The 12,172-nt window shown below is 60.3% G+C and carries 12 protein-coding genes; 5 read left to right on the top strand and 7 right to left on the bottom strand.

Translation table 11 applies throughout. The features are described 5' to 3' along the window. Window positions 1-192 precede the first annotated feature (192 nt). Genes AC4HNJ_RS01520 through AC4HNJ_RS01510 form a run of 3 tightly spaced genes read right to left on the bottom strand, consistent with a single transcriptional unit; the run spans window position 193 to window position 3,292 of the window. Window positions 193-1,155 (bottom strand): 1-phosphofructokinase family hexose kinase, encoded by a 963-nt coding sequence (locus AC4HNJ_RS01520; RefSeq protein WP_490477756.1) that lies wholly within the window; start codon window positions 1,153-1,155, stop codon window positions 193-195. Beyond that, on the bottom strand, window positions 1,152-2,093 hold the full coding sequence (locus tag AC4HNJ_RS01515) for a carbohydrate kinase family protein (RefSeq protein WP_490477755.1): 942 nt from the start codon (window positions 2,091-2,093) through the stop codon (window positions 1,152-1,154). The genes AC4HNJ_RS01520 and AC4HNJ_RS01515 overlap by 4 nt, the downstream gene beginning before the upstream one ends. After that, window positions 2,090-3,292 (bottom strand): SIS domain-containing protein, encoded by a 1,203-nt coding sequence (locus tag AC4HNJ_RS01510; protein ID WP_490477754.1) that lies wholly within the window; start codon window positions 3,290-3,292, stop codon window positions 2,090-2,092. Before AC4HNJ_RS01510 ends, AC4HNJ_RS01515 begins: the two co-directional genes overlap by 4 nt. A gap of 56 nt (window positions 3,293-3,348) precedes the next feature. Between AC4HNJ_RS01510 and AC4HNJ_RS01505 the strand changes: the two genes are divergently transcribed. The 3 genes from AC4HNJ_RS01505 (at window position 3,349) to agaR (ending at window position 6,629) form a co-directional block, all read left to right on the top strand. Further along, window positions 3,349-4,266, top strand: coding sequence for a class I fructose-bisphosphate aldolase (locus AC4HNJ_RS01505; RefSeq protein ID WP_490477753.1), 918 nt, complete (start codon window positions 3,349-3,351; stop codon window positions 4,264-4,266). Window positions 4,267-4,560: 294 nt separating this feature from the next. Then, the gene (locus AC4HNJ_RS01500) at window positions 4,561-5,826 is read left to right on the top strand and encodes an amidohydrolase family protein (protein ID WP_490477752.1); all 1,266 of its coding nucleotides are present in this window, start codon (window positions 4,561-4,563) and stop codon (window positions 5,824-5,826) included. Then, window positions 5,823-6,629 carry a transcriptional repressor AgaR gene (gene agaR / locus AC4HNJ_RS01495; protein WP_490477751.1) on the top strand — a complete coding sequence of 269 codons (807 nt, stop codon included), beginning with the start codon at window positions 5,823-5,825 and terminating at the stop codon, window positions 6,627-6,629. The genes AC4HNJ_RS01500 and agaR overlap by 4 nt, the downstream gene beginning before the upstream one ends. A gap of 49 nt (window positions 6,630-6,678) precedes the next feature. Here agaR and AC4HNJ_RS01490 read toward each other — a convergent pair whose 3' ends face one another. Then, window positions 6,679-7,284, bottom strand: a complete 606-nt coding sequence (locus AC4HNJ_RS01490; RefSeq protein WP_490477750.1) for a methyltransferase — start codon at window positions 7,282-7,284, stop codon at window positions 6,679-6,681. 157 nt (window positions 7,285-7,441) lie between these two features. Here AC4HNJ_RS01490 and AC4HNJ_RS01485 point away from each other — a divergent pair, with 157 nt between their 5' ends. Then, complete coding sequence (locus AC4HNJ_RS01485) at window positions 7,442-9,022, top strand: DUF1800 domain-containing protein (RefSeq protein WP_490477749.1); 1,581 nt, start codon at window positions 7,442-7,444, stop codon at window positions 9,020-9,022. Between the two features lie 24 nt (window positions 9,023-9,046). Next, complete coding sequence (locus AC4HNJ_RS01480; protein ID WP_490477748.1) at window positions 9,047-10,237, top strand: DUF1501 domain-containing protein; 1,191 nt, start codon at window positions 9,047-9,049, stop codon at window positions 10,235-10,237. A gap of 124 nt (window positions 10,238-10,361) precedes the next feature. On the opposite strand, the gene AC4HNJ_RS01475 is transcribed toward AC4HNJ_RS01480, so the two are convergent. Genes AC4HNJ_RS01475 through AC4HNJ_RS01465 form a run of 3 tightly spaced genes read right to left on the bottom strand, consistent with a single transcriptional unit; the run spans window position 10,362 to window position 12,151 of the window. Then, complete coding sequence (locus AC4HNJ_RS01475; RefSeq protein WP_490477747.1) at window positions 10,362-10,835, bottom strand: DUF1579 family protein; 474 nt, start codon at window positions 10,833-10,835, stop codon at window positions 10,362-10,364. Window positions 10,836-10,841: 6 nt separating this feature from the next. Next, window positions 10,842-11,786, bottom strand: coding sequence for a sensor domain-containing protein (locus AC4HNJ_RS01470; protein ID WP_490477746.1), 945 nt, complete (start codon window positions 11,784-11,786; stop codon window positions 10,842-10,844). Then, window positions 11,783-12,151, bottom strand: a complete 369-nt coding sequence (locus AC4HNJ_RS01465; RefSeq protein WP_490477745.1) for a PadR family transcriptional regulator — start codon at window positions 12,149-12,151, stop codon at window positions 11,783-11,785. Before AC4HNJ_RS01465 ends, AC4HNJ_RS01470 begins: the two co-directional genes overlap by 4 nt. Window positions 12,152-12,172 lie beyond the last annotated feature (21 nt).

Here is a 12,172-nt window from a genome sequence, read left to right as displayed (position 1 = left end):
CGTCGAGTACGTCGTGGAATGCGCGGTGCCAGGGTGTCGGCACCTTGCTTTGCTGGCATACATCAGAACTACCCTCCCGTGTTGTGATGTCGCATCGCGTGGAAACATGCCCGCGTGCGAAGGTAGATATCCGGGCGAAAGCTCCCCCTTGCACGCCGGATTTATTTTTTGGCTACGCCTCCTCGCCAACCGTCATTGATTCGATCCCTTGTGTGCGCTCCCCGCGCCACGCAGACGGCGGACGTTCACTCCCGGAAGCAACGACTCCACGCTGCTTCGCTCTGCAAAACCGGTCTCTTCCGATTCCGCATTCGCCACGCCGCACGCCACACCCAGGCGCAAGGCATGTTCGATGGACATACGCCGTTGCAGCGCAACGGCCATGCCGGCTAGAAAACAATCACCTGAACCCACGGCATTGCGTACGCGCACGGGATCACCTTGCGCATGCCATAGGCCGGTATCGTCCGCAGCGATGGCCCCCCATTCGCCCATCGTCACGACCGGCATCGCCAAGCCACGGTTATGCAATGCGGTCACCGCCAACTCAGCGGCCTGCAGGTTGATCACCGGGCAGCCGACCAGTTCGCTGATCTCATCGCGATTCGGCTTCACCAGGTAAGGCTTCGCACTTACCGCATGCCGCATCACTGCCCCGCTCGCGTCGACCAGGCAACGCTTGCCAAGACCACGCACGTATTCGATCAGTTCGGCATACAACGTGTCGGGGAAGCCGCGCGGCAGACTGCCGGAAAGAATCACCAGATCGCTTTCTTCGGCGCTGCGGCGAAAAGCCTGCAGCAGCGCATCGCATTCAGCCGGATTCAGCCAAGGTCCCTGCCCAAGAATTTCGGTAATGCTGCCGCCGGCTTCCTGCAAGGCGAGGCAATGACGTAGCGCGCCACTGATTTCCACGCCGTGAAACAGCACGCCGCGTTCGCGCATGCGCCCACTGATGAGATCACGGTACGTAGCGTCGACCAGTCCCACCAACTGCACGCGCTCACCCAGTTCGGCGATGGTCTGCGCTACATGCACACCTTTACCGCCGGGATATAGTTTTTCTTCGCGGACCCGATGCACTTCGCCAGGCGTCAACGCATCGATATGGATGAAACGATCGATGGCCGTGTTGAAGCCGGCGACGGTGATCATGGGATCTCCGCCATCAGGGTCAGCGCCTCGCTCACTGTGGCCTGACAGGTGGTGCCGCCAATACCGCGCGTGGACAAGCTTCCGCAGGCATTGCCCCAGCGCATGCTATCCAGCCAGGGCATGTCACGCAGCCATGCATGCAGAAACCCGGCATCGAAAGAATCGCCCGCGCCTGTGGTATCGATGGCATCGACAACATAGGCTGGCACCGCCAGCCATTGACCGTCATGCAAGCTTGCACATCCATCACGCCCACGCTTTACCACGGTGCGCGTGCGCCCGTTCTGCACCGCCATCAGGGCTTCACGCAGATCGTTGCAGGCGGTGATCGCCAGCAACTCCTGCTCGTTAGGCAGGAAGAGATCCACCTGGCTCAAGGTATCCCGCAAATCCTCGCCCCACTGCTGCGCCGGATCGAAGCCCGGATCAATCGAGGTGGTAAGGCCCATGGATGTCGCGCGCGCGAATAGATCGCGGCAACCTGGACGCAGGCCGTTTTGCAGGTAGTACGAGGAGACGTGCAAATGATCGGCATGCTCCAGCCATTCGTCGGCAATGTCTTCGGCGTGCAAGGCTGACATCGCCCCGGCAAACGTCACCAGGGCGCGATCCTGCGGCGTGGACAACGAAGCCGTAACGCCGGTACGCAAGGCATGGTCCAGCCGCAGCGAAGCCACATCGATGCCCGCTTCACGCAAAGCCTGCAGACAAAACATGCCAGATGCATCGGCTCCAAGAAGGCCGTGGAAAGCCACGTGGTTACCGAGGCGTGCCAGCCCCATCGCGCAGATCATCGACGAGCTGCCAGGCGTCATCACAAAATCGTCTGCCAGCACTTCCTTGCCTGGCGCAGGCAAGGCATGGCAGCCCTTGAACACGAAATCGACGTTGATCTCGCCGACGACCAGAATGCGCGCGGACCGATCGAGCGGCGTCATAAAGTCGCCCCATGAATCTCAAAATGCTCGACGACTCGCGTGAGCACGCCTTCCGAGGGCGCGTCGGGTTTGCCGCCAAGCTGCAAACAGCGAAACAGTGCCAGCAACTGCGTCACGACGATGCCGGTCAGCAGCGAGGGAACTTCCGGCTGCGGCGCGGTGCCATTCAGTTCGATCGCGATGTCATTCGGTGCCAGCACGTCGTCGGGAATGTCATGACCGACGATCAGCTTGGCCAGGCCAAGTTGCTTGCGTGACAACTCGCGCAACAGATCGCACTCGTATTTGCGCACGGCCGGATCGGGTGACAGCAAAGCGACGATCAAGCTATCCGGACGAATAAAAGACATCGGACCATGACGCAAACCAAGAAAGGTTTCCGCCATGGTCATGACCTTGCCACCGGTCATTTCCAGCATCTTCAGTGCGCCCTCGCGCGCCGCACCGAATGCCGCGCCACTGCCAAGATAGATGGCCGAACCTGCGTCATGCCTGGCCAGTGCCGCAATCCCATCCGACTGCTGGTCAAAAATGTCTTGTACCTGGGAAGCAGCTGTTTCCAGTGAGTCCGCCTCAAGCGCGGCCGAGGTGTCACGCAACAAACCCAGACCACCCAGCAGCAGGTTGGTGAAACTGCTGGTCATGACCAGGCTGCGATCATTGGTGCGTTCGTCCAGCACCACCACTGTCACGCGAGGCTCGTCGCGATAGCGGGAGGCCAGCCGGCCATGGGCATTGCAGGTGAGAACCAGATGCCGCCAGGACGGCGCTTCGGCAAGCAAGGTATCGACGACGCCACTGCTCTCCGGACTATCGCCCGAACGCGCCAGGGAAATCAGCAGGCCAGGCCCCGGCGGCAATACGCTGCGCCAATGCGTCAACAAAGTGCCCGCGGCAATCGCCTGTACCGGCACGCCAAGTGCCGGCTGCAGCAATGGTGTGAGGCAGTCACCGATGTAGATGGAGCTGCCCGAGCCGGTCAGCACGATGTGAGACGGCCGCGGATCGAGCGCCTGGATCCACTTCTCGCGTATCGCCACGTCCTCTGCCAGCCTGAAGGTGTCGCTCCAGGTATCGGGTTGTTGCAGGATCTCGCGCAACGTGTCCGCGTAACCCGCAGCCCGCTGAGCGCTGGCCAAGGAGGAACGCAGCCCCTCCAATGTAGCATTTACTTTCGTTTTCTTATGAAGTATTGACATTTCGTTTAATTCGCTCGAATGTGAAACCATTCGACGGCGACTCCAGAGTATTCGAAATGAAAGACACGTTACAATACCTTTCGAAAACTTCCGAAAAGTTTTCACGTCTCGCCCTTTCCCATGGCAAGCGAACCCGCCTGTGGCGCTTGATGTACGGGCACGGCCCGCGCAACGGCAGCCTGCTCGTACTCCCGCTGGACCAGGGTTTGGAACACGGCCCCACCGACTTTTTCCCCAACCCGCCCGCGATCGACCCGGAGTATCAGTTCCGGCTCGCGGTCGAGGGCAATTTTTCAGCCATCGCCTTGGGCGTAGGTCTGGCCGAAAAATACATGGGTGAGTGGTGCGGGCAGATCCCGCTCATCCTCAAGCTCAACGGCAAGACCAATATCCCCAGCGACGCGGAGGCCACCTCGCCTCTGTTCGCCTCGGTGGAAGATGCCGTACGACTCGGTGCCGATGCCGTCGGCTACACCTTGTATGTGGGCTCCCCGCGCCAGCACGATGAGTTCCGCCAGTTCGAAAAAGTACGCCAGAATTGTGAGCGCTTCGGCATGCCGCTGGTGCTGTGGTCATACCCACGCGGCACGGCGGTCGACGCCAAAGGCGGCAAGGGCAGCCTTTACGCACAGGACTATGCCGCACGCGTTGCGCTGGAGCTGGGTGCGGACATCGTCAAACTGCACGAGCCCGATGACCACACCGCCCATCTGCCGGCTCCGTACAACACGCTGCAGGAAGATGCCTCGGCGCGTACTAAGCGCGTCGTGCGCTCGGCTGGCCGCACCATGGTGCTGTTCTCCGGTGGCGAGAAGAATGACGACGATGCAGCCGTCTTGCGCAAAGTGGAGTTCTACATGGCCTCCGGTGCTACCGGCGTGATGTTCGGCCGCAATATGTGGCTGCGTCCGCTCGATCAGGCCATTGCCCTGGTGCAGCAGGTTCATCAGATCATGGCCAGGTATCCGCACTGACTGGCCTCGCTTCCGTGCCATTGCGGGCTCCCCCCTTTTTTCCCGCAATCGGCGCGGCGCCCCTCCCTCCCCGGTGGGAATGCCTGCGGGCATTCCGTACACCCAACCGGGGAGGGGGCTGTGGCGACATACACAAATCCCATCAACAACATGTTGGCGTAGCGGCCTATCGCAGGTAGAGCATTGCATGGCGTTTGCGTTAGCTTGACCTGCTTCACTGCCGAAAAAGCACTTCGGTGTGCGCCGTATTGACGATACCAATGCCTTGAACTGCCGGAGAGTGCACACGACACCATGCGACCGCCTTCACGCAAACTCACACCAGCCTGGTCTTTCCGCGCACAAACACGCGCTGGTTGCTTCTGCTGCGCCCCACCCACCGGCACGGGAACCCTGCGCGCTAACGCAGGTGGCGGCAAAAATCCCCTGCAAACCGCCGCGGATCAAAGCAAAAGCGAATTACGCCTGAAGGACTTCCAACCGCGCAGCATGCTGCGGGTACGCAAGACGAACATCGAGCGCCCACGCTTCCCAGTGATCGACGCGCACACCCATCTCACCTGGTCGACGAACGTGCGCAACGGCATCTCGGTCGGCGAAGAAATGACCGTGTTCGCCACTCCGGAAGAACTGCTGCCTGTGATGGACCGCAAAGGCATCCGCATCTTGGTCAATCTCACCGGAGGCGTAGGAAAAGGCCTGGAACAGACGGTTGCGCAATTCGACCAGGCGGCACCCGGACGCTTCATCACACTCACTGAACCTTCGTATGAACACTTCCCCGAAGCCACCTATCCCCAGCTGCAGGCCGATGCCGTCGCACATGCACACCATGTCGGCGCACGCGGCCTGAAGCTGCTGAAAACGCTGGGGCTCTACCTGCGCGAGCAGCTCGATACCGGGCCGTTGGTGGCGGTGGACGACCATCGCTTCGATCCGATGTGGGAGGCATGCGCGGCCCACAACATGCCGGTGTTCATGCACGTTTCCGATCCGGAAGCATTCTTTCTGCCGACCGACGCCCATAACGAGCGTTATGAGGAATTGAGCAAGCACCCGGACTGGTCGTTTTACGGTCCCGAATTTCCCAGTAACGAAGCATTGCTTGCCGCGCGCGATCGCGTCATCGCACGCCATCCCAAAACCACCTTCGCACTGATGCATGTGGGCAACTGGGCCGAAAATCTGGAAGCCGTATCGGACTGCCTGAACCGTTTCCCCAACACCCTGGTGGATATCAGCGCCCGCATCGGTGAATTGGGACGTCAGCCGCGCGCAGCGCGCCGATTTGTCGAGCGCTACCAGGATCGCATCCTGTTCGGCACCGATGCCGTGCCACCGCCCTATGGCAACGACGTGCCGCAGCAGCTATTTGGCGACGAGCTTTACGAGATTTACTACCGTTTCCTGGAAACCGAGGACGAATACTTCGACTACGCCCCCGCCGAGACGCCCCCGCAGGGCCGCTGGTCGATCTATGGCCTGGGTTTACCAGACACGATTCTCCGCAAGATATACCATGACAATGCCGCCAGACTTCTAAACGTCCCTTCGTTATGAGTGAAAACCGTGCCTACGCACCTTCGCAACGCCTGCTGGTCGAAGAACGCCGGCGCCTGATCGTCGAATACGTTGAAGCCAACGGCCGCGCCACCGTCGAGGAATTGGCAGCACGCTTCAGCATCTCCACCGTCACCATCCGCAACGACCTGGAAGCGTTGGCGCGCAGTGGCGCCCTCGCGCGTTCGCATGGCGGTGCGCTGCCGGCGACGCAAACAGTCACCCACGACACACCGCTCAATATCAAGGAAACGCGCTCGCATCCGCAAAAGCTGCGCATCGGTCACGCAGCGGCCAAGCTCATCAAGGACGGCGAAACGATCATCCTCGACTCCGGCTCCACCACGGTGGAGATCGCGCGACAGATCCGGCAGATGAAGTTCGAAGCGCTGACGATCGTCACCAATGCGCTGAATATCGCACTGGAGCTGTCCGGGCTGCCGAACATGCGCGTCATGATGCTTGGCGGACTGTTGCGCCCGACCTCGTATTCATTGGTGGGGCCGGATGCGGAACAGGCCTTGTCGCGGATCTCCGCAGACAAGCTCTTCCTTGGCGTGGACGGTCTCGATCCGGACGTCGGCGTTACCACGCCGGACCCTCTCGAAGCCTCACTCAATGCGCTGATGATCCGAGTCTCCCGCGAAACCATCGCTGTTTTCGACGCCAGCAAGCTGGGACAACGCAGCCTGTCCGTCATCACGCCGGTGCAGACCCTGGATATGGCGATCACCGACGAGAGCGCCGCACCGGACATGGTCCAAGCGCTGCGCGAGGCGGGCGTAAAAGTGATGCTTGTCTAGGGCCTGTCGACACCGCCATCGTCGTCGGAGCAAACACAGCGCCAGGCATTCACGCAAGCTGCGCTCGCTCCAATGCAGCCACTCGCCTCTCCAGCCTCGGCCCGAGGTAGCAATGCGAGCCGCACGGCAACAATCCCACGTCGCGGAATTCACGCAAATACCACGCCGGCGTGCGCAACTGCAGATCGTGATGATCGCCTTCCACGTCATCGCGACGGGTGAACACCTCCAGAAACGCAATACCCTCCAGCATGTCGCCGATGCCGATCAAACCGGCGCGTATCTCGGATGGCTTGAGATAATGCAGTACGTCAGTACACACGATGACATCGAAGCGCGTATCGAAGCGCAGTTCCGCCAATTGGCCGAACCGAGCCAGGCCAAGGTTGCGGCTGCGTCCGTAACGCCTCACTACGTATTCGCTGGCGTCCAGGCCGCGATATTGGACATGCGGCCGTAAAGCACGCAGTGGCGCGCGCCATACCCCTTCGCCGCAACCGATATCGAGCACCGTGCGAATCGGCCGCCCCAGGTAATACTCGGCCTGCCCCACCACCATCGCCACCTTGCGTTTGAGCACGGCCGCGGATGTCACGGCATGTCGTGGATCCCGATACCACTTGTCAAAATAGGCCCGGTCGTAAGTTTTGTGCATGGTTGAGCTCCTCGAACCGTGCATAGTAACTGCGGATTAACACCTCGACCTCAAATTCGTGAATCGTGGCGGAATACGCCGGCCTTTTTGCGATCGTTGCGTCAGCCCGACAGGCCACCGCACGTTGAAAGCCTTAGAAACAAACAGGGGACAAACCATGCCCGCCGATATCGCCGCACGAACAGATCGCTTATGTCGGGTGCTGTGCGGGCTTTTGCTCACTGCAGCCTTGGCATTAATGGGCCTGCCCACCGCCAAGGCGGCAGGAAATCGGGCACTGAGTCCCGACGACATCGCGTGGCTTCGACGCGATACGTTCGGCCTGGATAGCGCGACGATCGAACGCTATCGCGAACTGGGGCGAACCCGTTTCCTCGACCAGCAACTGGCCGGTGGCGAAGACCCGCTGCCGCCTGCCGTCGCCGCACTGATTCATAGCTATGCGGTTTACAACACAGCGCCCACCACACTCATTGCCGAATACCGCGACAGGCAGCGCAAGATCAAAGAAGTGAGTGCCGATGATGCTTCGGCCAAGGAAATGGCGAAGAAGAACTTCCAGATGTATCGGCGTGCGCTGTATCGCCAAAGCGCGGAAGTGGAATTGTTACGCGCCATCTATGGCGACAATCAGTTGAAAGAGCAAATGGTCTGGTTCTGGCTCAATCACTTCAGCATCTACGCCGCCAAAGGCGGCGTCGGCGTGTTCGCCACGGATTACGAGGAAAACGTGATTCGCCCGCACGCGCTCGGCAAGTTCAAGGACTTGGTCATGGCCACGCTGGAAAGCCCCGCCATGCAGCTCTATTTGGATAATGCCCACAATGTGCGCGGCAAGACTAACGAAAACTACGCGCGCGAACTGATGGAACTGCACACGCTCGGCGTCCATGCCGGCTACACCCAGCAAGATGTGCAGCAGTTGGCTCTGATACTCACCGGCGCGGGGATCATCCCGCCACGCGACCGCAACCTTGTGAACGGCATCGACAGCCGCTTTCTCAATCCGCGCCCAGGCGTGGTGCGCCGTGGCTTGTTCGTCTTTCTCCCTGCGCGACACGATTTTTCCGACAAGACGTTTTTGGGTCACACCATCCAGGGCAGCGGCTTTGGAGAAATCGAACAGGCGGTGGACCTGATCGTGCAGCAGCCAGCGTGCGCGCAATTCATTTCACACGAGATCGCTCAGTACTTTGTCGCCGACAATCCGCCACCCGCGCTGGTAGACGCCATGGCGCGAACCTTCAAACGCACCGATGGCGACATAGCAGCCGTGCTCCGCACCATGTTCCTGTCGAAGTACATCACCACGGGCGATGGGAAAAAGTTCAAAGACCCCACCCAGTTTCTGGTATCGGCGATACGCCTGAGCTATGACGGCAAGGCGATCACCGATGCCGATCCGCTGGTGAACTGGCTGAATCAAATGGCGGAGCCGGTCTATGGGCACATCACTCCAGACGGCTGGGCCACCGACAGCGCCAGCTGGTCGAGTTCCGGCCAGATGGCCAAACGTTTCGACGTCGCGCGTGCGATCGGCAGTGGACGCAATCGTTTGTTCGCGGACAGCGACGGCAGCGTGATGTGGGTTGGACCGCCGATGTTGAACTCCTCGCTCTTCCAGCAAACCATCGAGCCGCATTTGTCCAGCGCCACGCGCGAAGCGCTCGCCAAAGCCACGTCCCCCGTCGAGTGGAACACGTTCCTGCTGTCTTCGCCTGATTTCAATTACCGCTGAGTAGCGATACCACGGAGGCTACTAATGAACCGTCGCGAATTCCTGCTTGCCGCCGCCACGCTCCCCGCCCTCTCATTCTCGGGACGCCTTTTTGCGGCACCGGCGAACTCGCCACGCTTTCTGTTCGTCTTTCTGCGCGGCGGCTATGACTGCAACAGTTTCCTGGTGCCGTACAGCAGCGACTTCTATTACGAATCGCGGCCGACCATCGCCATCGCCAAGCCCAGCGCAGACGATCCGCACACGGCCATTGCATTGGATGCGAATTGGGCACTGAACCCTGTGTTGCGCGATTCGATCTATCCGCTATGGCAGAAAAAGCAGATCGCCTTCATTCCCTTCGCCGGAACGGATGACCTCTCGCGCAGCCATTTCGAAACCCAGGACAACATCGAACGCGGCGAACCGTTGAACGCAACCGGCCATTACCGCTCCGGCTTCCTCGCACGCTTGTCCAGCGTGCTCACCGGCGTGCCGGCGATCGCGTTCACCAACAGTTTGCCGCTGAGTTTCCAGGGCGCGCACAAGGACATTCCCAACATCTCGCTCCGAGGCGACACCAAGCCGCATTTCAACGAACGCCAATCGGCCATTCTCGCCAGCATGTACAAGAACACGCCGCTGGCATCCGCTGCCGCCGATGGACTGAGCCTGCGCAACACGGTGTCGATGGATCTGCAGAACGAAATGATTGCAGCCAGCCGCGGTGCGCCCAGCGCCTCGGGTTTCGCACAGGAAACCCGCCGCATAGCCACCTTGATGCGCGATCAATACCGGCTCGGCTTTGTCGATGTCGGTGGCTGGGATACGCACGTCAACCAAGGCAACGTCAACGGTGGCCTGGCCAATAATCTGCACAATCTCGGTGAAGGATTGGCGGCCTATGCCGACGCACTCGGCAATGAATGGCGACATACCACGGTGGTAGTGGTATCCGAATTCGGACGCACCTTCCGCGAAAACGGCGACCATGGCACCGATCACGGACACGGCACGGTGCATTGGGTGCTGGGCGGCAGTGTCGACGGTGGCCGCATCGCCGGTGAACAGATCGCAGTGACGCAACAGAACCTGCTGCAAAACCGCGACTATCGCGTGCTCAACAACTACCGCGATATGTATAGCGGCCTGTTTGCGCGAATCTGGGGCTTGCGCCGCGACCAACTGCAAACGGTTTTCCCGCAAGCAAAGCCACGTGATTTGCATCTGGTTTAGGGATGTTCAAAAAATCATCCTTCGCTCCGGTACACACGCGAAGCATCGCCATGGATGGGGCAGCGTGAAAGGCGATAAAAGCCGATGCGCTGGACCACGCCAACAACGAAGCAGGTCAATCCAGTTAGATAGCGCCTATCTCACCCAGCCGCCGATATTCCCCTTGCATGACCTGCTCCCAGCTCACGCCACCATCGAACGAGCTTTCCAAGGTAAGGCGATAAATACCCTCGACCGGCCATTCGTAAATGTGCCGCGTCTGCCCACGTTGCGAACTGCGCAGAAAGACCAGCCGCTTGCCATCCCAATGACCCATGGCCGGGTGCGCAGGGGTAAAGCCGTAGCTGTCGAACCAGTACAGCGCATACTCGCCCGGCTCCGCGCCCGCTACGAAAATCGCGTGGGCCTTTAAAGCAGATTTACCGTCGCGCTGCCCACAGTAATCCTGCAACAGCACTTTGCCATCCAGATCGAAGCGAGCGCTTAGGCATCCGACGGCCGCACCGCCTTGTCCCCAACGGGTGGTGGCAATGGTTTCCTCGCCCACCCACTCGCCAGCCAGGGCGGCAAGCACATCATGGCCTTCCGCCGCAGCCATGCCCGTTCACTCCCTTCCTGTCCCAAGCACCAGCAAATGCTTGGCAAGCTGACCATGCAGATATCCCATCGCGCGAATCACATGCAATATGGCGAACACCATGGCAATGCCAAAGATCGACGTCAAAATCGCGCCAGGCCAGCTCGACCACCAATGCACCCCATTGCAAACCCACGCAGGGCCATCGCAAGAGGAATAGCTGTCCATCCCGATAGCATCAAAAACCGCCTTCACGATCGGTGCAGCGGCAAGCGCAAGGGATGTGCACAGCAGCGTCACCGTCACCGTGAAATAGATGATGCCAAGGGGCAACATCAGAACCATGTAGACCAGCGTTCCCCAGGTGCGAGGATCGCTGAATAGCGCGCCGATGCGTTTCCATAACGACATGCCGCGCGTGGAGAAAGGCGGACGCCTGGGCATGCGTACACCCAGCATGGTTTCCACGATGCGCCCTTCCACCAAGGAAAGTATCCGCACCGAACCAAAGAACAAAACGATGAAGGGGATGCCGATGATCAGCACCGACAGGCCAAACGATAAAGAGATGCCGGTAACTGCCCACGTGAAATAGAAAATACCCGTCGCAAGTGCCAGCACCATGTAAAACAGCGCGCCATACGTGCGTGGATCCGCCACCACACCAAAGAACTGACCGCCTACGGACCGTTGCTTCGGTGGCTGCGGCGGGCGCAGTGCGCGCTGGATCTTGATCTCCTGATCGCGATAGAGCTCCGCCACTTCCTCCGGCGCACCATAACTGCCGACCACCTTGGCCAGCATGTCGGCTTCGTTGCGGCCCGGCTGCTCCGCCAGTTCGGCGCGCAGATGCTCCTCAGCGTCATACAGCGCATCCTGGATCAATGCGGGGTCCGCACCACGCAACGCCGCTCGCAACTGCTCCAGATATGCCGCAATGGTTCGCGGCGCTCCCGGTGTACCCGTACTCATCGCAATTCTCCTTGCAGCACCCTGTCGACCGAATCGCGCGTGGCCTCCCACGCCACGATCCATTCACGCAGCACATCACGTCCGAATTTGGTAATGCGGTAATACCGCCGCGGCGGCCCGCTCACCGAAGGCTCCACTTCACTGGCCAGCAGGCCATTCGCCTCCAAGTTGCGCAGCACCGGATAAAGCGCGCTCTGCTTCCCCGCAAGCACACCCTCCTCCCCGAGTTCCTCCAAGCGCCTGGCGATCTGATAGCCATACAACGCCTGCCGCGACTGCCCCAGCACCGCCAGCAACACCAGCGAAACCGTGCCGGTAGACAGCTCCTTCTGAAACTTCTTGAGTTGGGCCGCGCTATCGTCCACGACTGCCCTGCTCTTCTGCTT

This window comes from Dyella sp. SYSU CM1112 (assembly GCF_058216415.1).
The sequence above is the reverse complement of the archived record's forward strand: the minus strand, read 5'-3'. Positions and strand labels throughout refer to the sequence as shown.